At 40.8% G+C, this 26892-nt stretch carries 29 protein-coding genes; 23 read left to right on the forward strand and 6 right to left on the reverse strand.

Annotated elements, in window-relative coordinates; translation table 11 throughout:
• Nucleotides 1-285 precede the first annotated feature (285 nt).
• The 3 genes from D9X91_RS11700 to D9X91_RS11715 all read left to right on the forward strand — a co-directional run bounded on the left by D9X91_RS11700 (nt 286) and on the right by D9X91_RS11715 (nt 5902).
• Nucleotides 286-3888 (forward strand): dynamin family protein, encoded by a 3603-nt coding sequence (locus D9X91_RS11700; RefSeq protein WP_121680811.1) that lies wholly within the window; start codon nt 286-288, stop codon nt 3886-3888.
• A gap of 204 nt (nt 3889-4092) precedes the next feature.
• Nucleotides 4093-4938, forward strand: a complete 846-nt coding sequence (locus D9X91_RS11710) for a sulfurtransferase (protein WP_121680813.1) — start codon at nt 4093-4095, stop codon at nt 4936-4938.
• 58 nt (nt 4939-4996) lie between these two features.
• The gene (locus D9X91_RS11715) at nt 4997-5902 is read left to right on the forward strand and encodes a 5'-3' exonuclease (protein WP_121680814.1); all 906 of its coding nucleotides are present in this window, start codon (nt 4997-4999) and stop codon (nt 5900-5902) included.
• A gap of 92 nt (nt 5903-5994) precedes the next feature.
• Here D9X91_RS11715 and D9X91_RS11720 read toward each other — a convergent pair whose 3' ends face one another.
• Nucleotides 5995-6132, reverse strand: coding sequence for a small, acid-soluble spore protein L (locus D9X91_RS11720; RefSeq protein WP_121680815.1), 138 nt, complete (start codon nt 6130-6132; stop codon nt 5995-5997).
• Nucleotides 6133-6223: 91 nt separating this feature from the next.
• Here D9X91_RS11720 and D9X91_RS11725 point away from each other — a divergent pair, with 91 nt between their 5' ends.
• Nucleotides 6224-6712, forward strand: coding sequence for a divergent PAP2 family protein (locus D9X91_RS11725; protein WP_121680816.1), 489 nt, complete (start codon nt 6224-6226; stop codon nt 6710-6712).
• 31 nt (nt 6713-6743) lie between these two features.
• Nucleotides 6744-7019, forward strand: coding sequence for a DUF6123 family protein (locus D9X91_RS11730; protein ID WP_121680817.1), 276 nt, complete (start codon nt 6744-6746; stop codon nt 7017-7019).
• Nucleotides 7020-7039: 20 nt separating this feature from the next.
• On the opposite strand, the gene D9X91_RS11735 is transcribed toward D9X91_RS11730, so the two are convergent.
• Together D9X91_RS11735 and D9X91_RS11740 are read right to left on the reverse strand one after the other, a co-directional pair.
• Nucleotides 7040-7966 carry a DMT family transporter gene (locus D9X91_RS11735; protein WP_325050516.1) on the reverse strand — a complete coding sequence of 309 codons (927 nt, stop codon included), beginning with the start codon at nt 7964-7966 and terminating at the stop codon, nt 7040-7042.
• Nucleotides 7957-8358, reverse strand: a complete 402-nt coding sequence (locus tag D9X91_RS11740; RefSeq protein WP_121680818.1) for a reverse transcriptase-like protein — start codon at nt 8356-8358, stop codon at nt 7957-7959. The genes D9X91_RS11735 and D9X91_RS11740 overlap by 10 nt, the downstream gene beginning before the upstream one ends.
• 493 nt (nt 8359-8851) lie before the next feature.
• On the opposite strand from D9X91_RS11740, the gene D9X91_RS11745 reads away from it, so the two are divergent.
• Nucleotides 8852-9514 carry a reverse transcriptase-like protein gene (locus D9X91_RS11745; protein ID WP_121680819.1) on the forward strand — a complete coding sequence of 221 codons (663 nt, stop codon included), beginning with the start codon at nt 8852-8854 and terminating at the stop codon, nt 9512-9514.
• 18 nt (nt 9515-9532) lie between these two features.
• Nucleotides 9533-9709, forward strand: a complete 177-nt coding sequence (locus D9X91_RS11750; RefSeq protein WP_121680820.1) for a zinc-finger domain-containing protein — start codon at nt 9533-9535, stop codon at nt 9707-9709.
• A gap of 167 nt (nt 9710-9876) precedes the next feature.
• Here D9X91_RS11750 and cspD read toward each other — a convergent pair whose 3' ends face one another.
• Nucleotides 9877-10077 carry a cold-shock protein CspD gene (gene cspD / locus D9X91_RS11755; RefSeq protein ID WP_009332654.1) on the reverse strand — a complete coding sequence of 67 codons (201 nt, stop codon included), beginning with the start codon at nt 10075-10077 and terminating at the stop codon, nt 9877-9879.
• A 303-nt stretch (nt 10078-10380) separates the two neighbouring features.
• On the opposite strand from cspD, the gene mntR reads away from it, so the two are divergent.
• Complete coding sequence (mntR, locus tag D9X91_RS11760) at nt 10381-10809, forward strand: transcriptional regulator MntR (RefSeq protein WP_121680821.1); 429 nt, start codon at nt 10381-10383, stop codon at nt 10807-10809.
• Between the two features lie 135 nt (nt 10810-10944).
• Here the strand turns inward: mntR and D9X91_RS11765 are convergent, their stop codons facing one another.
• Nucleotides 10945-11163 carry a DUF3892 domain-containing protein gene (locus D9X91_RS11765; RefSeq protein WP_121680822.1) on the reverse strand — a complete coding sequence of 73 codons (219 nt, stop codon included), beginning with the start codon at nt 11161-11163 and terminating at the stop codon, nt 10945-10947.
• A 123-nt stretch (nt 11164-11286) separates the two neighbouring features.
• On the opposite strand from D9X91_RS11765, the gene D9X91_RS11770 reads away from it, so the two are divergent.
• The 13 genes from D9X91_RS11770 to D9X91_RS11835 all read left to right on the forward strand — a co-directional run bounded on the left by D9X91_RS11770 (nt 11287) and on the right by D9X91_RS11835 (nt 25072).
• On the forward strand, nt 11287-11979 hold the full coding sequence (locus D9X91_RS11770) for a class I SAM-dependent methyltransferase (RefSeq protein ID WP_325050517.1): 693 nt from the start codon (nt 11287-11289) through the stop codon (nt 11977-11979).
• A gap of 5 nt (nt 11980-11984) precedes the next feature.
• Nucleotides 11985-12680: an AIM24 family protein gene (locus tag D9X91_RS11775; RefSeq protein WP_121680823.1), complete on the forward strand. Its 696-nt coding sequence runs from the start codon at nt 11985-11987 to the stop codon at nt 12678-12680.
• Nucleotides 12681-13017: 337 nt separating this feature from the next.
• Nucleotides 13018-14706: a formate--tetrahydrofolate ligase gene (locus tag D9X91_RS11780; protein ID WP_121680824.1), complete on the forward strand. Its 1689-nt coding sequence runs from the start codon at nt 13018-13020 to the stop codon at nt 14704-14706.
• 413 nt (nt 14707-15119) lie between these two features.
• Nucleotides 15120-15611: a hypothetical protein gene (locus D9X91_RS11785; protein ID WP_121680825.1), complete on the forward strand. Its 492-nt coding sequence runs from the start codon at nt 15120-15122 to the stop codon at nt 15609-15611.
• A 76-nt stretch (nt 15612-15687) separates the two neighbouring features.
• Nucleotides 15688-16527 (forward strand): DegV family protein, encoded by an 840-nt coding sequence (locus D9X91_RS11790; RefSeq protein ID WP_121680826.1) that lies wholly within the window; start codon nt 15688-15690, stop codon nt 16525-16527.
• Nucleotides 16528-16889: 362 nt separating this feature from the next.
• Nucleotides 16890-17531 (forward strand): HD domain-containing protein, encoded by a 642-nt coding sequence (locus tag D9X91_RS11795; protein ID WP_233569776.1) that lies wholly within the window; start codon nt 16890-16892, stop codon nt 17529-17531.
• Nucleotides 17528-19420: an ABC-F family ATP-binding cassette domain-containing protein gene (locus tag D9X91_RS11800; RefSeq protein ID WP_121680827.1), complete on the forward strand. Its 1893-nt coding sequence runs from the start codon at nt 17528-17530 to the stop codon at nt 19418-19420. The genes D9X91_RS11795 and D9X91_RS11800 overlap by 4 nt, the downstream gene beginning before the upstream one ends.
• A 74-nt stretch (nt 19421-19494) precedes the next feature.
• Nucleotides 19495-20634, forward strand: a complete 1140-nt coding sequence (locus tag D9X91_RS11805) for a conserved virulence factor C family protein (RefSeq protein WP_121680828.1) — start codon at nt 19495-19497, stop codon at nt 20632-20634.
• Between the two features lie 4 nt (nt 20635-20638).
• Nucleotides 20639-21073, forward strand: a complete 435-nt coding sequence (locus D9X91_RS11810) for a BrxA/BrxB family bacilliredoxin (RefSeq protein WP_121680829.1) — start codon at nt 20639-20641, stop codon at nt 21071-21073.
• A gap of 507 nt (nt 21074-21580) precedes the next feature.
• Nucleotides 21581-22369 (forward strand): class I SAM-dependent methyltransferase, encoded by a 789-nt coding sequence (locus D9X91_RS11820; protein WP_121680831.1) that lies wholly within the window; start codon nt 21581-21583, stop codon nt 22367-22369.
• Between the two features lie 312 nt (nt 22370-22681).
• Entirely contained in the window at nt 22682-23278 is a 597-nt protein-coding gene (locus D9X91_RS11825) for a YpjP family protein (protein ID WP_121680832.1), read from the forward strand.
• Nucleotides 23279-23783: 505 nt separating this feature from the next.
• Nucleotides 23784-24578, forward strand: a complete 795-nt coding sequence (locus D9X91_RS11830; protein WP_121680833.1) for a thymidylate synthase — start codon at nt 23784-23786, stop codon at nt 24576-24578.
• Nucleotides 24575-25072, forward strand: coding sequence for a dihydrofolate reductase (locus D9X91_RS11835; protein ID WP_121680834.1), 498 nt, complete (start codon nt 24575-24577; stop codon nt 25070-25072). Before D9X91_RS11830 ends, D9X91_RS11835 begins: the two co-directional genes overlap by 4 nt.
• Nucleotides 25073-25126: 54 nt before the next feature.
• Here D9X91_RS11835 and trhA read toward each other — a convergent pair whose 3' ends face one another.
• Nucleotides 25127-25762 (reverse strand): PAQR family membrane homeostasis protein TrhA, encoded by a 636-nt coding sequence (trhA, locus tag D9X91_RS11840; RefSeq protein WP_121680835.1) that lies wholly within the window; start codon nt 25760-25762, stop codon nt 25127-25129.
• Between the two features lie 86 nt (nt 25763-25848).
• Here trhA and D9X91_RS11845 point away from each other — a divergent pair, with 86 nt between their 5' ends.
• Both D9X91_RS11845 and D9X91_RS11850 read left to right on the forward strand, forming a co-directional pair.
• Nucleotides 25849-26505 (forward strand): SOS response-associated peptidase, encoded by a 657-nt coding sequence (locus D9X91_RS11845; RefSeq protein ID WP_121680836.1) that lies wholly within the window; start codon nt 25849-25851, stop codon nt 26503-26505.
• A gap of 110 nt (nt 26506-26615) precedes the next feature.
• A complete protein-coding gene (locus D9X91_RS11850; protein ID WP_121680902.1) occupies nt 26616-26867 on the forward strand; it encodes a DUF2535 family protein in 252 nt (83 codons plus the stop codon).
• Nucleotides 26868-26892: the final 25 nt, after the last annotated feature.

The raw sequence follows: 26892 nt of genomic DNA on the forward strand, positions 1-26892 counted from the left end.
TTAAAAGGACGGTGTTCTCGTTGACTTGGATTTTTGCTGCAGGAACCGTTATCATCTATGGATTGCTTATGTCATATGTATTAAAAAATATACTTAGAACTCAATAAATGGGAATTTCCTTTCGGGCCTGGCCTCTCCTAATGACCGATCAGCTTTTGCTGCATATGGTATAGGTGAGGCCATTCGTATTTTAGAGCCTTTTTTATTTGCTGCATTTTATAGGAAAACGAATGAAAATCCGTTACAATTAAAGCGTTATTACAAAAGATAGGGAGTTTTCATCTAATGGAGAAAGTCTCACAGCACTCATTATTGAATCAAGCAATTGAATTGTACGAAAAGTTGATAAAAAACGAAGACTACACAACGGCTGAAAAAGCAATGCTGCTGATAAAAAAAGTTTATCAGAAAGAATTTATTATCGCTTTTACGGGCCATTTTTCAGCAGGAAAATCCACTTTGATCAATAACCTGCTCGGGGAGCAAGTACTTCCATCAAGCCCGATTCCGACAAGTGCCAATTTAGTCAAAATTCATAGTGGAAGCCAAGATTTTGCAAAAGTTAATTATCGGAACGATCGATCACTTTTATTTCAATCCCCATACGACTTTGAAATGATCAAAGGGTTTTGCCGGAATGGTGAAGAGGTTGAGTCCATTGAAATTGAAAGAAGCGAGACCAATATCCCGCATGGAATAACCATCATGGATACCCCTGGGGTCGATTCGACTGATGAAGCACACAGAATTTCAACGGAATCAGCCATTCATTTAGCCGATATCGTGTTCTATGTCATGGATTACAATCACGTTCAATCAGAATTGAATTTCGTGTATACGAAAGACTTATTGAAACACGGGGCAGAATTGTATTTAATCGTCAATCAAATTGACAAGCACAGAGAGGAAGAACTTTCTTTTTCCGATTTCAAAAAGTCTGTAAGAAATTCATTTGAATCCTGGGAAGTGCACCCGAAAGAGATCTTCTTTACATCTGCTAAGGATGTATCAGGACCTGAGAATCAATTGATTGAACTTAAGAAAATTATCAGGAAAACGTTGGAGGAAAAAGAAAAGCATCTGGATGCTTCAGCTTCCACCGCGATTGCGAAGCTTGAGAAAGAGCATATGGAATGGCTTCTCCAATCGGAAGAGGAATTGGCTTCCCCATACAGAGAGAAGCTTTCAACTATCCCTGAAAACGAATATTTACAATTAATTGAAAAAGAAGATTCCTTAAAGGAAGAAATAGCTTCCCTTGAGAATCGCGATCATGCCTGGACGGAAAAGATGGGGACCGCATCAACGGAAATTTTGAAAAATGCTTATTTAATGCCTTTTGAAACAAGGAGCCTCGCTGAAAAGTATTTGGAATCCGTTCAACCTGACTTTAAGGTCGGGCTGCTGTTCGGTAAGAAAAAGACGGAAGCAGAAAGAGAAGCAAGGTTGAATGATTTTTACCAAGGCTTAAAAGGGCAAGTGCAGACGCAGCTTGAATGGCATCTTAGGCAATTATTTGCAGAAGAGTACAAGCAATTAAATCTCAATAGTCCGGAAGTACAGTCTGCTTCTCAAAACCTTTCAGTTCCATTTGATAAGGGACTAATCACGGAAACAGTGAAATCAGGAGCAAGATTGTCTGGTGATTATGTACTCAATTATTGCAATGATTTAGTGGAAAAGCTCAAAAAGATTGCAAAAACGGAAATTAATTCGTTGGTCGATAAATTTTTAATAGAAATAAGAAGCCAGGATAGCGGTCAAATTGACCAGCTGGAATCAAAGTTGTCATCTCTTCTTCCTATGTCGGAAGCGGTCCGTCAATTAATGAGAATCGGAGATGAAAGAGCCAATAAGGAGTCAGATTTTAATCTTGCTCTCACGATCACCGATCAGGAATATCAAAAATGGCTGGAAAAGCTTGAACATGATCGAAAGGATGTAGAAATATACAATCCGGACAAAGTCATTTCAACAAAACAAGCGCCCATTAATGAGAAATCCCCTCAAGTTCAAGCGGAGCGAATGGTCTCGACTTCGATCTCACTTGAAGATATGACAAATAAGCTGGTCAAAGCATCAGATCTTTTAAAGGATAAAATCGGTTTTGAACGAATGGCTAAATCGTTGGCACAGAAGGCAGATCGTTTAGGAAATCAATCCTTTACAATTGCGCTGTTCGGGGCATTCAGTGCCGGAAAATCTTCCTTTGCCAATGCTCTTCTAGGAAAAGGGGTTCTTCCGGTATCACCAAATCCCACAACGGCTGCAATCAATCGAATCTGTCCGCCTACCAGGGATTTCACCCATGGAACGGCACAAGTCCACTTCAAGTCGAGGGAAAATATGCTGGCGGATGTAAAGCGTTCGTTGAATATATTCAATGAAGATTGTCGTGATTTCGAGGATGCTCTTGAAATCATCCCGAAAATCAACATGAAAAAAATCGAAGGCAAGGAAAAGGTTCATCTATCTTTTCTGAATGCATTTTTGGATGGATTCCTACAACACTCCAAGCACCTGGATGAAGCATTGAAAACCGATTTGGAAGGATTTAGAGGGTATGTAGCTAATGAAAGCCAATCTTGTTTTGTCGAAGCGATTGATTTGTATTTTGAATCTGAATTCACCAAGCAGGGGATAACCCTGGTTGATACCCCTGGAGCGGACTCCATAAATGCACGCCATACGGGCGTATCATTTGAATATATCAAAAACTCGGATGCAATCTTGTTTGTGACTTATTACAACCATGCCTTTTCAAAAGCGGACCGTGAATTCTTGATTCAGCTTGGCCGTGTAAAAGACGCATTTGAGCTTGATAAAATGTTCTTTATTGTCAATGCAGTGGATCTAGCAGACTCCAATCAGGAAAAAGAAGAAGTGCTTGAATATGTTCATGGGCAGCTGCAGGAATATGGAATCAGGAAGCCTCGGCTATTTGGAGTTTCCAGTTTGTTGGCTCTCGGTGATGAAGCTGATCGAAATCAGTCATTCATGCATCACTTCAAGGATGAATTCAATCGGTTCTTATCCGATGATTTAACGGCAATGGCGATCGAATCTTCGGAACGGGAATGGAATAAAGCCGTTGAACGTGTGGACCAATTGATTGATGCCTCCAAACAATCTCAGGAGGATAAAGCGGAGAAAAGAGAAAAGTTGATCAAGCTGCAACATCAACTTGGGGATTTGTTCAGGGAGACATCCTCTGAATTCATGAAAACAAGTCTTCAGCAAGAAGCGGATGAATTGGTCCACTATGTCCACCAACGTGTCTTTTTCAGATTTTCTGATTTCTTTAAGGAATCTTTTAATCCGGCACTGCTGAATAAAAATGATCGGAGCCTTTTGGAGAAAGCACTAAAGGACCTCACAGCCACTCTATCTTTTGATTTATCACAGGAAATGAGATCAACATCTTTAAGACTTGAAAATCATGCGAAGAGAGCGTTGGGACAAGAGTTTTCTAGGCTGCAGGAAGTTTGCAGAAAAGTGGAAAGTGAATTGGTCTTCACACAATTTGAGCCCCAATCGCTTGAAACGATTAAATATCCTGAAGCATTTTCAGAAAGCGACCTCGAAGAAATGAAAAAAACGTTTAAGTATTTCAAGAATCCAAAAGCATTTTTTGAAAAAGGCGAGAAAAAAGTCATGCAGGAAAAGCTTGAAACTATTCTCAAGCCACTGTCAGAGGAATATTTAAGTATCCAAAAGAAAGAAACTGCAGCATTTTTATTTGAGTATTTGGATGAACAATTGCATGATTTGATCGAAGCAATGAAGGATGATGCCAATGATCAAATAAACGGTTGGCTCAATGTGTTGGATGTCGAAGTGAATATGGACGATTGGCTTGAAGTCAGGCGTGTTCTGACTGAAGAATAATTTCGGGAAGGTGAGCCTGATGATTAAGAATCCATTCCATGCTTGTGCGACATGCATTCATTTCGAAGCCCGGAAATACGCTCCCCGAAGGATGAAGTATCGATGCACGCGGCTGAATTATGAAACGAAGCCCGATTATCAATTCAATTGCTGGGAGCCTAAAACACATGTGGTCGATTTGATGAAAAAAAGGGAGATGGGAAAATGAAATCATTGATCCAAAAGGAAAGTGTTTGGAATGCGTTAAAGAATGGCGAGAATATTAGAGTGATTGATTGCCGATTTTCTTTAAATGACCCTGGAAAGGGTGCAAGGGAATATTCCGATGGGCACATCCCAGGTGCCGTCTACTTTCATTTGGAAAAGGATCTTTCTGGAGATGTTTCTGAGCATGGCGGAAGACACCCGCTCCCTTCGATGGATGATTTCCAACGTTTATTGGAGAAGGCGGGAATCGACCGTGATTCGAAGATAGTCATTTATGATAGCGGGGAAGGGGCGTTTGCCTCTAGATGCTGGTGGCTTTTAAAGTATGCAGGACATAAGGATGTTTTTATATTGGACGGCGGCTTTCATGACTGGAAACAAAGTCAATACCCGATTGACCGTGTGCTGCCGGAATGCCATAAAACAGAGTATGAGGTAAATATACGAGGAACAATGATTGCAACCGTTGACGAAGTTAAGGAAGTAGTTCAAAATGAGCGGGAAGCTGTATTGATCGACTCACGCTCGCGGGTTCGTTATTTGGGTCTGGAAGAGCCGATAGACCGAATCCCTGGTCATATCCCCGGAGCGATCAATAAGGAATGGACCGATGCTCTTGAGAAAGGGAAATGGAAATCTCTGAAGAATCAACAAAGCAGGTTCAGCGAAATCAACAAAATGGAACCCATCATCGTTTATTGCGGATCAGGCATCACTGCCACACCAAATATATTGACTTTAATTGAAGCTGGCTATGAAAATGTGAAATTATACCCTGGCAGTTATAGTGATTGGATTTCCTATCCTGAAAATAAAGTGGAAACTGAACAAAATAGCGGATGATAAAAAAGAAACAGCCAAACAAGTATGTTATAATGGAACACTTGAGGTGATAAAGAAAATGAAAAAAGACAAGCATTTGCTATTAATAGATGGGATGGCATTATTATTTCGGTCATTTTATGCAACGGCGGTCACGGGACAATTCATGATTAATTCAAAAGGAACGCCGACCAATGCCATTCAAGGGTTGATGAAGCATCTTCTGACTGCTGTCGATAAAATCCAGCCTACGCATACGGCAGTATGTTGGGATATGGGGAGTGCGACATTCAGAAATGAATTATATACAGAATACAAAGCGAACCGTGAAGCTCCTCCAGTCGAAATGATTCCGCAATTCGATCTTGCCAAGGAAGTGGTGGGTGCTTTCCGATTTCCAAATATTGGACTAGTTGGCTATGAAGCCGATGATTGCATAGGGACGATTGCAAAAAAGGTCCAAGATGCAAAAATCACGATCTTGACTGGCGATAAAGATTTGCTGCAATTACTTGACAACAACATTGACGTACTTATCCTGCAAAAAGGGTTTGGAAATTATAAATGGTATACCCACGAGGTATTTGAAGAAGAGAAAGGAATCACTCCCGAACAGTTCATTGATGTAAAAGCCTTAATGGGAGACCCAAGCGACGGCTATCCGGGTGTCAAGGGCATCGGTGAGAAGACAGCTATGAAACTAATCCAGGAGTTCGAGCATATTGAAGGAATCATCGAAAATATTCAGCAGCTGACTCCCGGGCAAAAGAAAAAATTAGAAGCAGATATGGAAATGCTTCATTTATCCAGGCAGCTGGCTAAAATTCATTGCGAAGTGCCGCTTGAATTTACGCTCGAACAAGCTATTTGGAAGGAAATCCCTGATGATGGGCATGAAATGATTGAAACCCTAGAGCTTAAAGCACTGAGAAGGTTCATCGTTCAAAATCAAGGGTTCAATAATCAAAAGGTGATTGATTTCTAAGCCTCCATAACCCTGCTTAGAACATTGTAGACAAAAGGAGTCGAGACGATTTTATCTCGATTCCTTTTGTCATTTTTTGCTTTATTAACTTGCTATTTTTTCGTTGCTTTTTTTGCTGCATTTTCCAACTTGCTCTTCGGTTCCTGTGCAAATTCGGTGTCTTCCGCATAGCCTTGAGGCGAAACGCCAGAATGCTTATTGCCTCTATTGGTGTGATTCTTCTTGCTCATCTCTTCACCTCCATAATCATAATCGTCTCCCTTTTCGATGAAAATTATGAGGAGCAATGGAGATACTAACAATGTATTGGAGGTATGAATGATGAATAAAGGAGTATATACAGCTTTTATCAGCATCATTGCTGCACAGGCGTTAAAGATACCCATTCACTACGTAAAGTCAAGTCAATGGAACTGGAAAATGCTTTTTCAAACTGGGGGTATGCCGAGTTCCCATTCCGCAGGGGTCGCTTCCTTGACAACTTTCATCGGTCTTAAAAAAGGAATACCTGCTATTGAATTTGCTCTATCCTTAATATTTGGATTAATTGTCATGTATGATGCACAAGGTATTCGCCGACAGACAGGAGAGCTGACATTGAAAGTGAATGACTTGGATGAACTGATCAGGAAAATACATGAGAAAGACCCGGTTGCCGTTGAACAGACAAGCCACACGAGGCTGAAAGAAATGCTCGGGCATCAGCCTGAGGAGGTTCTGGGCGGTGCATTGCTGGGCAGTGCCATCGGCTGGATGGGTCATAATTTGTCGAAAAAAGATAGAAAAAACAGAAGATTTAAGGTAAGATAAATGGGATTGTATGTAAGGGTGGGAGAAGCTTGTGAAAAAGAATCTATCTCTTGAGGACTTTCTGCTTGATTTACAAGACAAAGGCTTTAAATTTGAAGAAGATGCGATCGGCTTCATTTATTTCGGGAAACGTTCCACGGAGGCATCCGATCAAATGGTGAAAGCGGCAATCGAAATCACTTTAAAGACACAAAAGTCCTTTGATGCCAGTTTTTACGTTTCCCTTTTGGAAACATTAATCGAGCATAAAATTCAAACCCGCTATCATGCCCTTGATTATGTAAGAAAGATCGGGCTGCTGGCTTAACAAAAAAGCTGTCCCTTCTGCTATGTGCAGCGGACAGCTTTTTTCTTTTTCATAATTCTGATGAAGGGGTTTTCTGCAAGAACCATCCCCGAAAGGATGAAAAAGCATCCCATTGCAGCACTGCCCGATAACCGTTCGTGTATCCAGAAATAAGATGTGAGTGCGGCAAAGACAGGTTCCATTGTAAAAATGATGGCAGTCTTAGCGGGACTGGTGTATGTCTGACTTATGGTCTGAATCAAATACGCCGCTGAAGTCGCAAAAACAGATGTAACCATAATGGCAAATAATACATTCCGAGAAAAAATGATATCAGGCTTAATTGCATGAAAAGGATTTTCAACGGCAAGCGAGGCCATTCCACTCAGGATTGACACGGTGAATATTTGGATGATCGTCAACGACAATAAGGAACCGTTCTTTGAAAAAGTATGAGTGTATAGGATATGGAAAGTAAATCCGATCGCACATAAAAAAACATAGACATCGCCTTTATTAATGGCATGTGATCCCGCGAATGTCAATAAATATAATCCGATGGCTGAAAAGGCTGCACCGACCAGGACGATTGGTGCAGCTCTCCTTTTCAGGAATGCAAAGGAAAGTAAGGGCACCAATACGACACTGAGTCCTGTAATGAAACCAGCCTTGGATGGTGTTGTGTATTGAAGGCCGATTGTCTGCAAAGAATATCCTAAAAATAAGAAAATTCCCAAAATGATACCGGAAGCAAACAGTTTCAAACGCATCCTTTTCGCTTGCGTCCTTTTCTTAGTAAAGTACAGAAAAGGAAGGAGGAGGATTCCGGCCAATAAAAATCGAATGAAATTAAATGTCATAGGGGGGATGACAGATAGCGCATTTTGGACGATAACGAATGTAGTACCCCATATGAAAGTAACAAAAAAAAGTGAGGCTTCAGAGATCAGCTTTTTATTCATTTGCATTTGCCGTCTCTCTCATGCAGAATAGCGTTTCTGGCAAGCTCATCCGCCCTATTTTCCTTACTGGGCACCCATTTGATGAAAAACAGATCGAATTGCCTGGAAAGTTCGAGAGCCTGGGAGAATATGACCTTGTATTTTTCCTTTTTGACAAATTCTTTTTCCATGGCTGATACGACCGCCTTAGAATCTGTCCGAAAAGAGACGATCCTATATCCTTTTTCCAAACAAATTTCGATCCCTTTTAATAAGGCAATATATTCAGCCTCATGATTATTCATTTCTCCAAGGAAGTATTGGTACCTTTCCACATTCCCATTATTATTGATAAAGATTCCTGCTCCACTCGGGCCGGGATCTCCTGCACTTGCGCCATCAATATAAACTTCAATCATTCTATTCGTTCTCCTTTCCGTATTTACCGAACGGGAAATTCTTTAGCCAAGTATCTGAAAGGAGTATCGAGCAGCGATGCAATCCTTTGAATCCAGGGGCTGAATGAAAGGTTGACTCCCGATGAAAGCCATGCTTGCAAACACATGGATATCTGAAAATTGACTGTTCATGGTTCTTGTATAATTGTGAATCTAAAAATGCACCTCGACAGGGAATTTTTTTATGAAGTATGAGAAAATATAAATACCAGTCTGACTAAGTCCGGCACTACTCGTAAAATGCCATGCGACCTTGCACAAGCATTCGAGCGAAAGGTGCGAGCGAGCCCACCACTCGGTAAGCGAGCATCCTTCCGTGGAAATCAACATTGCACACTCTTGAAAGGATAGTAACAAGCTTGACGAATAGAGCCTTATAAATAAATACCCCAATCATTATAGCGGTGAATCGGGTGCAATACAACTCCACATAATCAGAAAGGGGAACATTAGGGTGAATGCAAAAATAATCTGGCTTTACAAAGGGCCTGTCACAATTGAACTTGAATCGGAATTTATTCCATTCGAAAAAATCGAAGTATTATTGAAGGATATCAATCGAACTGGAAGAGTGAAAGACATTACCATTGAAGATGAGATGGGAAACAAATGGAATCAAAAAGAATTCAGCAAACTCCAGTCAAAAGTTGAGGAAGAAGCACATAACGTAGTAGTATACTTTGATGGAGGTTACAATAAAGATGAAAGAATAGCGGGGGTCGGTGTCGTTATATACTATGAAAAGGGAAATGATTCTTGGAGAATAAGAATGAATGAACGGCTGGAACAGCTGGAATCAAACAATGAAGCTGAATATGCGGCGTTGTATACTTCTCTTTCCGTCCTTCAGGAACTAGATGTAGCGAAAATTCCATGTACATTCAGAGGAGATTCCCATGTGGTTTTGAACCAATTATCAGGAGAATGGCCATGTTTTGACGATCAATTAAACAAATGGCTGGATCGGATCGAAGAAAAAATCAAAGAACTTGGAATAAAGTTCATAGCAGAGCCGATTCATCGAAACGAAAATAAAGAAGCAGATAAGCTTGCAAGTCAGGCGATAGAGAATATAAGTGTTTACAGCCATGCGCAGATCAATCAAAGTGATGAATAGTGAAAGGATTGTCATTAAGTGAAAAGACAGGAAATCTTTACAGAAGTGGAAGAGATTTTATCGAAATATTGTAATGAATGCTTTCTTAAAGCACATCACCGTAAAGAATATGGAAAATCATTTGCCCACAAATTTTGCATTAAGCAATGCACGGTGGGGCAGCAGTTGAAAAAATACGGGGATAGGCTCTCCTGATTGATAAGGCTCAAGAAAAGAGCCGGGGGCCAATATTTCAACGCGTCAAAACATCTATTTACACTTAAAATCGGCAGTAGGATTTTAACAACATACTTTTCGAAAACAGCCGTTGATAAAGACAAAATAAAAAGGCTGACAATTGTCAGCCTTGAAATAATCATCTATTATAATTTAACTACGTTAGCAGCTTGAGGTCCACGGTTTCCTTCAACGATTTCAAAAGAAACTTCTTGACCTTCTTCTAATGATTTGAAACCTTCGCCTTGAATTGCAGTGAAATGTACGAATACATCGTCTCCGCCTTCAACTTCGATGAATCCAAAACCTTTTTCGTTGTTAAACCATTTTACTTTACCGTTTTGCATGTTTCTGAATCCTCCTAAAATAAACAAGCACACCCGTGCTTTTGGAAATATTATCATTCAAAATACGACCAAGTACCCTATATGTAGTACAAAAATCCGTATGTTAAATGATGATTTAAATATACACTACCGATAATTCATAGTCAAGAACCCCTCCCGAAAATAAAGAAATTTTTCAATAAAAGCGTATTTTTAAAGAATTGTGTCATATTTGCCTTAGACTTTCTTTGCTTGTTTATTTCCTAGCCTTATAGTAAACTTTTATTGATTAAGGAAAAAAAGTTGCGTATTGGAGGGTATTGGATGCCAACACCCAGTATGGAGGATTATATTGAACAAATATATATGTTGATCGAAAATAAAGGTTACGCCAGAGTATCGGATATTGCCGATGCATTATCCGTTCATCCTTCCTCAGTAACCAAAATGGTCCAGAAACTCGATAAAGATGACTATTTGGTATATGAGAAATATAGAGGTTTGATCTTGACACAAAAGGGAAAGAAAATCGGTAAAAGACTTGTATACCGCCATGAGCTTTTAGAACAATTCTTAAAGATGATAGGTGTTAAGGAAGAGCACATTTATGAAGATGTAGAAGGAATCGAACATCATTTGAGCTGGGATTCGATTGATCGAATCGGAGATTTGGTGATGTTTTTCGAAGAAAATCCTGAACGTATCGAAGCGTTGAAGCTCATTCAAGAAAAAAGTGAAGAAGATATGCAATGAAGAAGCTGACCAAGTATAAAGAATGTACCCTGATTGAACTTTGAGGGCTGCGTGAATTCTTTATCAGGTCAGCTTTTTTTATGGTTTTTTCTCATAATGAATGTGTTAATTTAGCTGAAAGGAATCATTGTAAGTTTAAAAGATCGGAGGGAATTCGTTGAAATCCGGATCATCCCCAGCCACACTATCAATGCGCTCGCTTCCATCAGCATTCACTTGGATCGATACATCTGTAATCAGTCCATTTTCTATTTCCTGAATGGCCTTTTGATAGGAAATGATCCTCCCGCTGCTCGTTTCAAAACTGATGATATTGCCCAAATGGTTCCGCTGCACTTTTTCAATCGTTTCCATATATATACCTCAACTTTTATTTTTCAGTATGTCCAAAACAGATTATTCTTAACATAGGCAGGAGAATCTAACATAATCAATAATATATAATGTAAGTGAACTTGTGATATTGGAGTGGATATAATGATGGACGAATGGCGAAAAATGGCTGAAGCTGCATGGAATGACAAAGCTGATCTTTGGAACTCAAACAGTGTGGAAATGTGGAACGCTGGCAGCAGGAAGGATATTATTCCGTTCTTTAAGGAATTTGTGCCTGAAGAAGGACATATCGGGGATTTAGGATGTGGAGACGGATACGGGTCATATCTTTTATCTCAAAATGGCTATAGGGTTACCGGAATGGATTTATCCCCCCGGATGATTGAATTGGCCAATCAAAATCAAAGCGAAAACGAGCGGCTGAGCTTCATTCAAGGTGATTTAACAAACCCTCCATTCAAGGAAGCACAATTGGACGGAATCATGGCCATTAACTCCTTGGAATGGACGAAGGACCCCCTATCTGTATTAAAGGAAATACATAGGATCACCAAGCCGGAAAGCTATGCATTATTTGGGATATTGGGCCCAACTGCTCACCCAAGAAAGAACAGTTTCGGCAGATTGAGAGGGGAAAAGGTTATCTGCAACACAATGATGCCCTGGGAATTTGAACAACTGGCACAGGAAAACGGATGGAAAAAAATTGCTGAGCATCATGTGTATAAAAGAGGTGTCGATACTCATTTTGCCCGGCAATTATCGTCTGAATTGAAACAGGCTCTGACATTTATGACCCTATTTATGCTTCAAAAGCAAAATTTGAAAGGGTGAGCAAATTGGAGGATCGATATTCAATCGATGAATTCATTCAAAAGACACAACAGCAGGATAAAGGTCAAGGGCTATTTGAACTGGAGACCCCGAGATTCCTGGAGGTCAATTTAAATGGTGAGGTTTGGGCAAAATCTGGCTCAATGGTCTCTTATAGAGGAAATGTTAAGTTTGTAAGGGAAGGAATCTTCGAACATGGCATTGGGAAAATGTTCAAAAAAGCCCTCACAGGCGAAGGGACTTCCTTAATGAAAGCTGCTGGAAACGGTAAGCTATACTTGGCCGATCAAGGAAAAAAAGTTTCCATCATTCAATTAAACGGTGAAAGTCTTGTTGTGAATGGAAATGATTTGCTGGTTTTTGAAAGCAATATCCGTTGGGACATCAAGCTGATGAAACGCATCGCCGGGATGCTATCAGGCGGATTGTTCAACGTGAAGCTTGAAGGAACGGGATTGGTAGCTATCACTTCCCATTATGAACCTCTGACTTTGATTGTGGAACCCGGTAATCCCGTCTATACAGATCCGAATGCAACAGTGGCGTGGTCAGGCAATTTACAGCCTGATTTCGTAACGGATATTTCATTTAAAACCTTTTTAGGGAGGGGCAGCGGTGAATCCATTCAAATGAAATTTGAAGGTAATGGATTTGTCGTGGTCCAGCCGTTCGAAGAAGTGTACTTTTCACAACAAAATTAACTGGCTGTTTTCTCGAAGAATATTGTTTTTAACAGTTTTTTTCTTAACGGAATTCATCATATGAAGTTGATTGGAGCGGAAGATGCGGGACTCCGGAGGGAAGAGGGGCCGGGTTAGACCCCGCAGCGAAGCGTGGAGGGGTAAGGCGGATGTTCGATTAAGTCCGGCACGTCGTGTGGCAACATCGAACGACCTCACTTTGTGTGAGGCCCCTCGGAAAGCGAGCATCCTGAAGCGGAAATCAACAACCTTTGTTCAACAGCAACAAACTTTACGCAAAGAGCGTTATTAAAAAAGCCAATAAAAAAATGAAGTATACATATTGGAGGACTAGTTTATGGAAACAAAACCGCTTATGAAATCAGACATTCAAATTGCGCAGGAAGCAGTTCTAAAACCGATATCTGCTATTGCTGAATCTGTTGGACTTACTTTAGATGACATTGAGCAATATGGCAAATACAAAGCAAAACTAAGCTACGAAGCTATCGATAAACTAGCAGTGAAACAGGATGGCAAAGTCATATTGGTGACATCCATCAATCCGACTCCTGCAGGGGAAGGAAAATCTACTGTAACTGTTGGTTTGGGTGATGCGCTGAATCAGTTGGGAAAAAGAACAATGATTGCCATGAGGGAGCCTTCACTTGGACCGACAATGGGAATCAAAGGTGGTGCCACAGGTGGCGGTTATTCACAGGTGCTGCCAATGGAAGATATCAACCTCCATTTCACTGGTGATATCCATGCCATTACATCTGCGAACAATGCCCTTTCAGCCTTGATCGATAATCACATTCACCAAGGGAATTCGTTGAATATAGATGCAAGGAGAATCGTATGGAAGAGGGCACTTGATTTGAATGACCGTGCACTGCGAAAGGTTGTCATTGGTTTGGGAGGACCGGTTCAAGGAGTTCCGAGAGAGGACGGCTTTGATATTACTGTCGCTTCGGAAATCATGGCGGTGCTTTGCCTCTCCAATGATTTGGAAGACTTGAAATCGCGGCTTGCAAAGATGGTCGTTGCCTATACTTATGATAAAGAGCCAGTAAAGGTTGAAGACTTGGGAGTCGAAGGCGCTCTTGCACTGCTTTTGAAGGATGCCTTAAAACCGAACTTGGTCCAGACAATCGAACATTCACCGGCTTTGATTCACGGTGGACCATTCGCCAATATTGCCCATGGATGCAATAGTATAGCTGCAACCAAAACAGCGGCGAAATTAGCAGACTTTGTTGTGACGGAATCAGGATTTGGCGCTGATCTTGGAGCTGAAAAGTTCTTGAATATCAAAACACGTGCTTCCGGCATTCAGCCTAGTGCGGTTGTTGTCGTAGCGACGATTAGGGCGCTGAAAATGCATGGTGGTGCACCGAAGGCCAACCTCCACTTAGAAGATCTTCAGGCATTGGAAAAAGGACTGGAGAATTTGAAAAAGCATACTGAGACCATCGAAAAGTTTGGTTTACCTTTCGTAGTTGCAATCAATCGTTTTGCATTGGATACGGATTTGGAGCTGAAGTTCCTGGCGGAGTGGTGTGAAAAACAAGGAATGGAAGTTGCGCTTACCGAGGTGTGGGAGCATGGTGGAAAAGGCGGCATTCAGCTTGCACAAGCGGTGCTTTCTCAAATTGAAAAAAATGAAAATAATTTCAATTATCTGTATGAACTAACGGATACCATTGAAGAAAAGGTAAATTCGATTGTAAAGAACGTTTATGGTGGAAGCGGAATTGAATTTTCTTCAAAAGCCTTAAGGCAAATGCACGAAATTGAAAAGAATGGGTGGAGTGGCCTGCCTATTTGCATGGCAAAAACGCAATATTCGTTGTCAGATAACCCAGGATTATTGGGGCGTCCATCAAATTTCAAGATTCAGGTAAGGGAGCTGCAGCCGAAACTGGGGGCGGGATTCATTGTGGCGTTGACAGGTGATGTAATGACAATGCCAGGATTGCCGAAAAAGCCTGCTGCACTTGAAATGGATGTAGATAACACAGGAAAAGCCGCCGGTCTATTTTAATAATCCGTGCAGAAAGGAACTTGCGGACCCACTGGCCGCATCAGATAGCAGCTTAATGAACAATGCTCCTTACTGGAAGGCTATTTTTTCAAAGATTGTTGTTTTAACGGTTTTTCTTTAAGATAACTCATCATAAGAAATTAATTGAAGAGGAAGGTGCGTGACTCCGGAGGGACCAGCGGGGCCAGGTGAGACCCCGCAGCGAAGCGGAGAGAGATAAGGCAGATGTTCGATTAAGTTCGGCACGTCATGTGCCAACATCGCACGACCTCACTTTGTGTGGGTCCCCTCGGAAAGCGAGCATCCTGAAGCGGAAACCAACCTTACAAAACCTTTGATGAATGGCAACAAACCTTAAGAAAAGAGCGTACTAGAAAGAGCTTCAAAGAAAAATAGATGTGAAGGGGATATGTATGTTTGATCCGACTGCATATGAAAACATGAAGGTTGTGCTTGAAGGGGCAGTTTATGATTTAGATTTAAGCGGAAAAATCAAGGTGACGAATCGAAAAGACATCATTGATCTAGCTTCGCTTTCTCGGCAATATGAACTTCAATATACATTGGATGTCAATAATGGGATTTCAGTCTTGTTTCGAATTGAAGCGAAACTGGAACAAATGGCGGCAGAGCTTTTAAATGACAAGCCTCCTTCACAGGCAGGTGTTTACGCATTTATCGAATTTATGGGCAGTGTGGAATCTTTTACGGAAAGCCATTGCACGATGATCAAAGAGATGTGGGGATCCAATCGGGAAATGGAAGAAATAATGATTGTCCATTCTTCAAAGCCCGCTGTTCGAAAGGCAAGGTTGGATTTTCATCGTATCATCACAGAGGAAATGATCGATGATATACTCGAAATGGTCAATCATACAGTTAAAACATTGTCCGCAATGAGATAAATGATTTCATTTAAACCAGGCCATTTCAATAATGTGTTCTGATTGGATTGCCGTAAATGATAAAGGGGGATTTCACATGAAGGTGGCCTGGGTGACCGATAGTACTGCATGTATAGATGAAGAACTCCGATTACTCCCTAATCTATATGTTATGCCAATGACGATCTTATTGGATGAAGAAGAATTCTTGGATGGAGTGGACCTTTGCTCAGAAGAGCTATTTGAAAGATTGAAGACATTAAAAGGGCCCCCAAAATCTTCACAGCCTTCCTTGGGAGCATTTCTTGAAGTATATCGAGACCTTAGCGGGAAGTATGATCATGTTGTATCCATCCATGTATCCTCTCATTTCAGCGGGACATACTCATCCGCCCTGCAAGCTTCGAAAATGATCGACCTGCCCATTACAGTGGTGGATTCCAGAATCCTTTCCTATCCCCTATCTTTCTTGATAAAAAGAGGGATAAAGTGGCTCGAAGAAGGTTTTTCGTTGGAAGAAATGCTGCAAAAGGTCGAGAAATTAATTAAAGCAAATGAAACCTATGTCCTTGTCGGCAGTCTGGAACAGCTCCATAGAAGCGGAAGAATGAATGGGCTGCAATTCTATCTTGGGAGCTTGTTGAAGATTAAACCAATACTCTCCATTGAAGATGGCATACTGAGCGTAAAGGACAAGGTCCGAAGTAATCAAAAGGCGCTCGAAAGAATCATCCAATATTTGAAGGCAAGTATGATCGAATCCAATATAAGCGAAGTCTATGTATTGTACGGATTAAATGATGCAGAGGCGAAAAAATGGCAGGAATATTTAAACATTGTCATCCCGGGGGTTAAATGCACCTTTCATCCGCTGGGGGCTGTTATCGGCCTGCATGCAGGCGAAAATACCATCGGGATTAGCTGGTATGCACAATGAATGAAGCTGACACTTTTGTCAGCTTTTTCAATTGAGTAAAAGAATATTATTTTTCTAATGGCCGTTCAAAGAAAGATGTTACTGACAATTTTTATAATTTTTATATACCATTTGGTTTTGATTGAAGCGGAAGACGCGAGACTCTGAAGGAATCAACGGGCAAAGGAGGGGGCTCATCGTCCGTCGGAAAACGAGCATCCTGCATTGGAAATATAGGAACAAATCTTCCGAAACGAGCCTTACTCTAAATTGTTGTATTTGTTGCAAAAGATTATATAAATACGGCCAATCAGAAAGAGCAGGTTGTTAAAGATTCAAGTAATTTCATGTTAGAATAATAAGCACAGATGGAGGAGCTGCAGATGAATATTATTGAAAGAACCGAAGAATTTGTGCGTTTGAAATTGGGACATGACACATCCGGCCATGATTGGCACCATGTCGACCGAGTGCGGAAAATGGCATTATACATAGCAGAGAAAGAAAGAAAAGGAGATTTGTTTATTATTGAAATGGCAGCTTTGCTCCATGATATTGCCGATGACAAACTATATGAAAACCCTGAAGACGGTTATAAGATCCTCTTGGATTGGCTTGAATCGTGCAGATTAAATCGACAACAGATGGAAAGCATCCTTTCAATCATCAATACCATTTCATTCAAAGGAGGAAATGAAGCGGAATTAAACCATATAGAAGCGCAGATTGTCAGGGATGCAGATCGGCTAGATGCACTTGGTGCGATAGGCATTGCCCGGACCTTTGCGTATGGAGGGAAGAAAGGAGCACCGCTGTATGATCCATCCCTTCCAGTCCGAAAGGATATGACAGTAGAGGAATACCGTAATGGAAAATCCTCTTCGATTCATCATTTTTATGAAAAGTTATTGCTATTAAAAGACAAAATGCATACAAAGACAGCTAAGGAACTTGCCCAAAAAAGACATCATGTGATGGAGGATTTCCTGAAGCAATTTTACACAGAATGGAATGGTAGCGAATGAAGATGTTATCTGTAGAGCATTTATCCAAATCTTATGGGGAAAAGGAATTGTTTAATGATATCTCTTTTACAATTTCAGAAAAAAACAGGATAGGGCTCATTGGGGTCAATGGCACAGGGAAATCCAGTCTATTGAAATTGATCGCGGGAATCGATCTGCCCGATTCAGGTGAAACGATGCAGCCAAAAGACTACTCGATCGGCTACTTATCACAGGATCCTGAAGTACATAGCGATATGACGGTTTTAGAACAGGTATTCCAGAGCGAAGCGGTCGTGATCAAGCTATTGAAATCATATGAGGAGGCATTATTGAGACTTGAACAAAACCCAGGCGATACCGGTTTGCAGGAATCATTATTTGCTTTACAGAAGCAAATGGATGCTCATCAAGCTTGGGAAGCAAGCTCGGCTGCCAAAACAATCCTAACCAAATTAGGCATTATTGAATTCAACAAAAAAATGGGGGAGCTTTCAGGCGGTCAAAAAAAACGTGTTGCGTTGGCACAGGTATTGATTGAATCTCCTGATTTGCTGATTTTGGATGAGCCGACGAATCACTTGGACTACCAATCTGTAAAATGGCTTGAAGAATATTTATCAAAATACAGCGGAGCGCTATTGCTTGTCACCCATGATCGTTATTTTCTTGATTCTGTGACCAATCGAATATTCGAGCTTGACGGCGGATCCTTATATGAATACAAAGGGAATTATCAGGATTTTGTCGAAGCCAAGGCTGTCCGTGAAGAACAAATGGAGGCAGCTGAAGAAAAGAGGAGGAACCTATTCCGCAATGAACTAGCCTGGATGAGAAGAGGGGCAAAGGCAAGGACGACAAAGCAGAAGGCGAGGATCCAAAGATTCGAACAGCTTGATTCACAGATCGGCCATTTGCCGAATAAGGAACAGGTCGATATCGCCATGAAGGGAAGCAGGCTCGGGAAACAAGTGCTTGAGTTCAAATCCGCCAATAAGACCTTTGATCAAAAAGAGATACTTGTTGATTTTAATTGGCTGGTGAAGCCGGGCGACAGATTTGGAATCGTCGGGAAGAATGGCAGCGGGAAATCAACCCTTCTAAATATCATAACCGGTAACATTCCTCTTGACAGTGGTGAGATTTCCTTGGGGCAGACGGTGAAAGTTGCCTACTTTCAGCAAAATCACGATGAAATCAATGAAGATATGAGGATGATTGAGTATCTGCGGGAATCAGGTGATGTGATTGAAACGACGGATGGTGAGAAAATTTCAGCTGCACAAATGTTGGAGCGGTTTTTATTCCCGATGCACACCCATGGCACATTGATCAGAAAGCTCTCAGGAGGGGAAAAAAGAAGGCTGTATTTATTGAAGCTTTTAATGGAAAGACCGAATGTTCTGTTGCTGGATGAACCGACCAATGATTTGGATACGCAGACTTTGACGGTACTGGAGGATTACATCCTTGAATTTGCTGGAGTGGTCATTACCGTTTCGCATGACCGCTACTTTCTTGATAAGACGGCGAATCAGCTCCTTGTATTTAATGGAAATGGGCAAATAGAATCCTTCTACGGTACATATAGTGAGTATCTGGAAAAGGTTTCTCAGGAACTAAAGGACCAGGAAAAGTACAAGGAAAATAAAGGCAAAAAAGAACTGGCAAAGGATGAAACGCAAACAAAGAAAAAGAAAATGACATATATGGAGAAGAAAGAATGGGAACAAATCGAATCCAATATTGCAAATATTGAGGAGAAATTGGAAAATTCCCAAAATGAACTGCAAAATATCGGAAGCGATTTTGATCGGGCAAGGATCCTGATGGAAGAAATCGATAAATTGAACGAAGAATTAGAGAATTTGATCGAGAGATGGTCTTACTTATCCGAATTGGCAGACTGATGTCTTCTATTTAAATTTTCCTTAGTGGATATGGTACAATGTAGTCGAAAGTGTTTGGAAAGGAACGTGTTGAAATGAACATTAAATCCATTGAACCTACACCAAGTCCCAATACGATGAAAATCATATTAGATCAAGAACTCCCTGCTGGAAAAAGCAATAATTATAAAAAAGATGCTGCAGAAGGTGCTCCGCCATTACTAAAGGATATTCTAACCGTTGATGGAGTAAAAGGAGTCTACCATGTGGCAGATTTCCTTGCGGTTGAAAGAAATCCAAAATTTGATTGGCAGGACATTTTACCTGCAGTACGCAAAGCGTTTGGAGAGGAAACAACTACAGGAGCAAGCAATGGAAAGCCGGATGAGCATTTCGGCGAAGTAAACGCTTCTGTTTTATTTTTCAAAGGGATACCGATGCAGATCAAGTTAAATGATGGGCAGCAAGAAAAACGATATGGATTGCCTGATTTTTATGCGAATGCTGTGGATGAAGCGCAAAATGAAGGAGACAACGTCGTCCTTCTGAGAAAATGGAAGGATTACGGAATAAGATATGGAGAACTGGATCAAATCGGCCAAGAGCTCACAGAAGAAATTTTAGCAGCTTACCCTTCAGATCGAGTGGAAAATTTGATTAAAGACTCCAAACAGCCTGAACTTCAAAACAGAAAGGCAGCTAAAAGCAAAATTAAGCTTACAATTGAAATGCTTAATGATCCTGATTGGAAGAAGAGATATCAACTTTTGGATCAAATGGATGACCCGACATTGGAGGACCTTCCTGTACTGAAAATGGCGCTGCACGATGAAAAACCAGCAATCAGGCGGCTTGCGGTCGTTTACTTGGGCATGATCGAGAATAAGCAGGTCCTCCCATATCTTTATGATGGGCTGAAGGATAAAACAGTGATGGTGCGTCGCACTGCAGGAGATTGTTTATCCGATTTAGGTTTTGCTGAGGCAATGGAGCCCATGATGGAGGCCCTGAAAGATCCGAGTAAGATTGTCCGTTGGAGAGCAGCTATGTTCTTATACGAAACTGGAAATGAAAAAGCCCTTCCTGCATTGAAAAATGCTGAGAACGATCCTGAATTTGAAGTGAAGCTTCAGGTAATGATGGCGATTGAACGGATTGCAGGCGGTGAAGAAGCCAAAGGTTCAGTCTGGAAACAAATGACCGAAGCCCGTGAAGTAAATAAAAAGGAGGAATAACCACATGTCAATGGCATACGAAGAATATATGAAACAAATGGTTAAACCGATGAGAGCTGAGCTGACACGCGCTGGCTTTAAGGAGTTATTGAGTGCAGAAGAAGTCGAAGAATTCATGGAAAAGGCAGTTGGAACCACTTTGGTGGTGGTAAATTCGGTTTGCGGCTGTGCAGCTGGGCTGGCAAGGCCATCTGCCACTCAATCCATTGTGGTATCAGAAAAAGCACCAGACAACCTGGTGACTGTTTTTGCCGGACAGGATAAAGAGGCAACAGAAAAGATGCGGAGCTATTTCAAAGGATATGAGCCTTCATCTCCTTCAATGGCCTTATTAAAGGGCAAAGAAGTGGTTCATTTCATCCCTCGTGAAGAAATTGAAGACCATGCGATGGAAGACATCATCCACAACTTGACGACAGCCTACCATAAGCATTGTTAATAATCCGGGATGCCAAATAATGGCATCCTGATTTTTATGATGGATCCTTTGTAGTTTGATTTTTTCTAAGACTGTTTTCAAAAGCATTCTTTCTCAAAGATTGTTGTTTTTAACTGTTTTTCTTTAAAATAACTCATCATATGTTATTGATTGGTGCGGAAGGTGCGAGACTCCGGAGGGATCAGCGGGTCAGTTGGAAAAGCTGCTTGGCTTTGCCCTGGAGCTAGACAGACCCCGCAGCGGAGCGAGGAGATATTAGGCGGATGTTCGATTAAGTTCGGCACGTCCTCGAAAAATGCCAAGCATTTTTCTTCGTGCGATGTGTCGCTCTCGCAGCTTTCCTTGTCCTGTGCCAACATCGAACGACCTCACTTCGTGTGAGGCACCTCGGAAAGCGAGCATCCTGCAGCGGAAATCAACCTTACACAACCTTTAAATGAATAGCAGCAAGCTTTAAGGAAAGAGCTTAACAAAAAAAGCCCTTATTATTGAAGGAGAAGTAATCGCATGTTTATCACGACGTCAGCAAGAACGAATGAAATGATGAAAGAGACTGCCAAATCATACGCTCATCAATTAGGAGTACCATATAAAGAAAGAAACAAACGGACGGTAAAGGCCATGCAGGCTCATTTTAAAGATGCATGCATGGTGATCGGGAAAGAACGAATAGAACTTTTCGGTTGGACTGAAAAATCTGGTACAGGTAATGCATTCTTTTTTCATCCTAATTCAGCCAGCTTTCGGATTAAAAGGCTGGAAAGAGGGGAAGATGATCCACTCATTGCGGCATCGAATCTGAATGAAGGAATGACTTTCCTGGATTGTACACTAGGTTTGGGATCAGACAGCATCGTAGCGAGCCATGTTGTTGGGGAATCTGGAAATGTGGTAGGTACTGAAGCCAATCGGTACCTTTCCTTCATGGTCAAAGAGGGATTGTCCGGATGGGACTCGGGGCATTGCGGCATCAATGAAGCGATGATGAGGATCAAGGTTGTCCACATGCACCATCTTGAGTATCTTAACTCACTTCCGGATGAATCGTTTGACTGCATTTATTTTGATCCCATGTTTGAAGATTCGATAAATGAATCAGAGGGGATCAAGGGATTAAAAGATTGGGCGGTTTATGAGGATATTACATCCAAAGCCATCGCTGAAGCAAAGAGGGTCGCCATTCAGAGGGTTGTCCTAAAGGATTCTTTTCGCTCTTCCCGATTTGAAAAATATGGATTTGACGTAATCCGCAGGAAAAATTCTAAATTTCACTTTGGTGTGATCACAAAAACGTAGGGCATAGCCTGCAAGAAAGCCGAGACGACAATTCGCCTCGGCTTTTTTGTACGAATATCAATCTGCAACCGTCAAGAAAATAAAATAGGCCAACATAATGACAATTCCAATAACCACAGCAATTTCAGTCATACATGAACACCCCGTTTCCTTTTCCATTACTATTTCCTATTTACTGCCGTCACAAACTTTTTTCCTATTTTTTTAATTCTTTCTGACAATTTGAAACCTTTCGCCCAATTATACGTAGAAAGCTAGTATAATAACTATGTAAAGAATTCCAGGTCAATACATACGAAAGGGTTTTTTATCATGAAAAAATGGATTCGAAAATCTTTTGTTGTCCTTGTTTCAATTTTATCTTTCGGGATTGTCACTCCGTCACATGCCTTTCTGGCGGATAATCAAACGATCGATAAAGCAGAGCAGAGGACATCAACCGATCGCATAAATGACAAAAAAGAAGAATCTGAATCCGGCATTTTCCTGGTTGAAGATTCAAAGGAAACCCTTATCGGTGATCTGATGAAGGCTGCAGAAGAACAATCATACGAAAAGTTCGGAACGAAAATCAGCCCTGTTATTGAAAATGAATTTAAGGATATCGTCCTTCCCAATATCCAAAAAGCAATAGAAATGACGATCAATCAATATCCGGAAGAGGATTTGACATCTTTGGCCATTACGGAAAAGCCAAGCGGGGGCAATGGCGAAAAGATCTTCAACATTTATAACGAAAAAACAAATCAGGACGTTATCCGCTTTCACGTCAGACGTGATCACCCTCCATTAGATGGGTATTATTTTAACTTTCATTACCACACCCACCATGATGGATTTCAAGACCATTATGATTTAGGTATGATCTATTGGGATAAAAACACACCTCCAAAATGGATGGCGGTTTAATCTAAAATGACAAGAAGCAGGCATAAAATGTCTCCTTCTTCAGTTTACAGACAAAAGGGATCGATAGAAAATTCTTTCGATCCCTTTTGTCTTTTTTTTGCTATTACTAATATGAGTGTGTTGATCTTCACTATGGGTTGCTGCATTCCACGTACGTGGCAGAGGCGTTTTTCCCGCCGGAGTCGCCGCTTTTCTTTGCAATCACTACTTATAATCACTACTTATTAAGTTGAAGAATATCATCACAGCTTTTAAAATAAATTCATTTTTGTGCTTAGAAAAATTTAATATCGTGCAATTACATTTAGAAATGCTGAGTGAATTGGGAGCGGAAAGGAACCGACTTTCTGACCACAAAAACTATCCAAACTAATATGAGAAACCTGATCTAAATAAGTTTGGATAAGTCAAGTCTGAAATAGTTTTAGGGTGCGTGCTATAATAAATGCAATTATATTGGGCGTGATGGCATGGCCAATGGGAATTTAAAGGAGGATGAAGTTTCATGAAACAATATCTTCAATTATGTGAACACGTACTCACAAATGGCATAGAAAAACATGATCGTACCGGAACGGGAACCATCAGTACTTTTGGGTACCAAATGCGATTTGATTTATCAGAAGGATTTCCGCTATTAACGACAAAAAAGCTCCATATGAAATCGATAATCCATGAATTGCTTTGGTTCCTTAAAGGGGATACAAACGTTAAATATCTTCAGGAAAACGGAGTGAGAATCTGGAATGAATGGGCAGATGAAGATGGAAATCTAGGTCCTGTGTATGGACATCAATGGCGTTCATGGACAACGTCAGACGGCAGTACGATCGATCAAATTACCAATGTGATCGATCAAATCAAAAACAATCCCGACTCAAGAAGGATGATAGTCAATGCCTGGAACGTCGGCGATATTGAAACAATGGCGCTTCCCCCATGCCATTGTTTATTCCAATTCTATGTTGCAGATGGAAAGCTATCATGTCAGCTTTATCAGCGCTCGGCCGATGTGTTCCTTGGAGTGCCATTTAACATCGCTTCATATGCGCTGCTTACCCAGATGATTGCCCACGTATGTGATCTGGAAGAAGGTGAGTTTGTGCATACCTTCGGAGATGTGCATATATATTCAAATCATATGGAGCAAGTGAACCTCCAGCTTTCAAGGCAGCCTTATTCACTTCCTAAAATGAAAATCAATCGTAAAGTTGACAGTATTTTCGATTTTCTTTATGAAGATTTCACCCTCGAAAACTATGAAGCTCACCCACATATCAAGGGAGTGGTGAGTGTATGATTTCATTTATTTGGGCGATGGATGAAAATCGATTGATTGGGAGTGGAAATAGACTCCCATGGCGTCTTCCTGAGGATTTGAAGTTTTTCAAAAATACGACGATGAACCATCCGATTGTAATGGGTCGCAAAACGTTTGAATCAATAGGAAAACCTCTTCCTGGTAGAATCAATATCATTTTGACAAAGGACAAGACTTACAAGAAAGAAGGCTGCATCGTAATGAACAATAAGTCTCAATTGTTAGACTGGATTGAATCACAGGAAAAGGAAGTATTTATTACGGGTGGATCAGAGATCTTCAAACAATTGATGGATGAAGTCGATAGCTTATATGTCACGAAAATTTATTCATCATTCGAAGGTGATACATACTTCCCTGTAATGGATTGGTGTGGATGGAAGGCCGTGTGGGCAAAAAAGGGGATAAAAAATGAGAAGAACCCATATGACTATGAATTTTATAAATACAAAAAAAAGCAGCACAATCATTGAGAAAGTGCTGCCGAAACCAATGTTCGAGCCTGGAATGGAGTTTCCAGGCTTTAATTATACATAGAACAAAATGCAAAAGTACATGAATGCACTACCACCCAATACGAAAAGATGCCAGATTGCATGATTGAAAGGGATCTTATTCCATATGTAGAAAACCGCTCCAACCGAATATAGGATTCCACCGGTCAATAAAAAGGCGAATCCAATCGGTGTCAAACGTTCGTATAGAGGCTGGATTGCAACAATGATCAGCCAACCCATCAATAAATAAAAAATGGTCGACATCAATTGAAACCTGTGGATGAATAAACACTTAAAAACAATTCCAAAAACGGCAAGCGTCCAAATTGCGCCAAAAAGGATCCAGCCCAAGGTTCCCTTCAGCGTGACAAGGACAAATGGCGTATAGGTGCCGGCTATCAACAAATAGATCGCCGAATGATCCAGGATTGCAAAGATGTTTTTAATCTTCGAAGGTTTAAAGCTATGGAGCATCGTTGAAAATAAATAAAGCAGGATCATGGAAATCCCGAATATTAAGAAGCTTGCCATATACCATCCATTATTTTTATGTGCGGCAAAAATAATGAGCATGACCAGGGCCGGGATGCTTAATAAAAAGCCGATCCCATGAGTGATTGCGTTGGCAATTTCTTCTTTCCAATCTTTATAATCAGCTGTAGTCAATCAGATTGCCCCCTTTTCTGAATTACTTTAATGATATACTTCGACAAAAGATTCTTCAAATGAATTCTTTTAGGATGTGAAATGATATGTGTGGAAGATATACGTTAACGAAATCTAAGGAAACATTGATTGAACAGTTTTTAATCGACGAGTTTCCAGAAGAATTTGATAGATCCTTTAATGTTGCTCCAAGCCAGTCAGTTTTGGCCTTGGCGGGGATAAATAACAAGCGAAGGGCAGGGTATTTGAAATGGGGCCTCATTCCTCACTGGGTAAAGGAAGGGAAACAGTGGCGTCCCATTATTAACGCGAGGGCTGAAAAGCTTGAAGAAAAAGCAAGTTTTAGGGGCTTGGTTGAAAAAAAGAGAATCATCCTGCTGGCAGATGGTTTTTACGAATGGGGCATGCATGAAGGAAAAAAGCAGCCATTTCGGTTCATAGCGAAAAACCAAAGTCTGTTTGCATTTGCCGCATTGTGGGACAAAAATGGAGGCCAATCGACCTGTACCATCATCACTACTGGTGCGAATGAAGAGGTTTCCTCCATTCATGACAGAATGCCAGTCATCTTTCTGGGTGAAGATCAGATATCAAAATGGCTGAGTGAAGAACCATATGAAAATGTCAAATCATTGTTGAAACCGTTGCCGGATGATGAAATGACCATATATCCGGTGTCCTCAATGGTCAATTCACCCAAAAATAACAATGAATCATGTATTGAAAAAATAGCATTATCTTAAGACTATGATGGATTGCTATATAAAAAATGAGTAACGACAAAATCAGACAGCTATTGCAGTTCGAATTGGGGTATAATATAGTCAAACGGGTGAAAAAGAGGATTGATATTTTGCTGCTGAAAAGCCTTGAGTTCAAAACAACGGATGGACAGAAGGTAAAGATTATCGATATTCCAGTATTGGAGGAAGATAGCCCGCTAAAATTCAAAGTAAACGTAAGGTTGGAACTGTTTATGAGGAAAATCATTTCTCGAGACGAGCCAAAAAAAGTTTACTCTTTGAGGGAACATTTGAAGAAGACGTTAAAGTGGACTGAATACGAACAAATTTATCGAGCTTCGGAATTAAAAAACAATGCTTAATAAGCTTTATTTTAACCAGATCCAG

This window comes from Falsibacillus albus, from assembly GCF_003668575.1.
GTDB classification, from domain to species: Bacteria; Bacillota; Bacilli; order Bacillales; family DSM-25281; genus Falsibacillus; species Falsibacillus albus.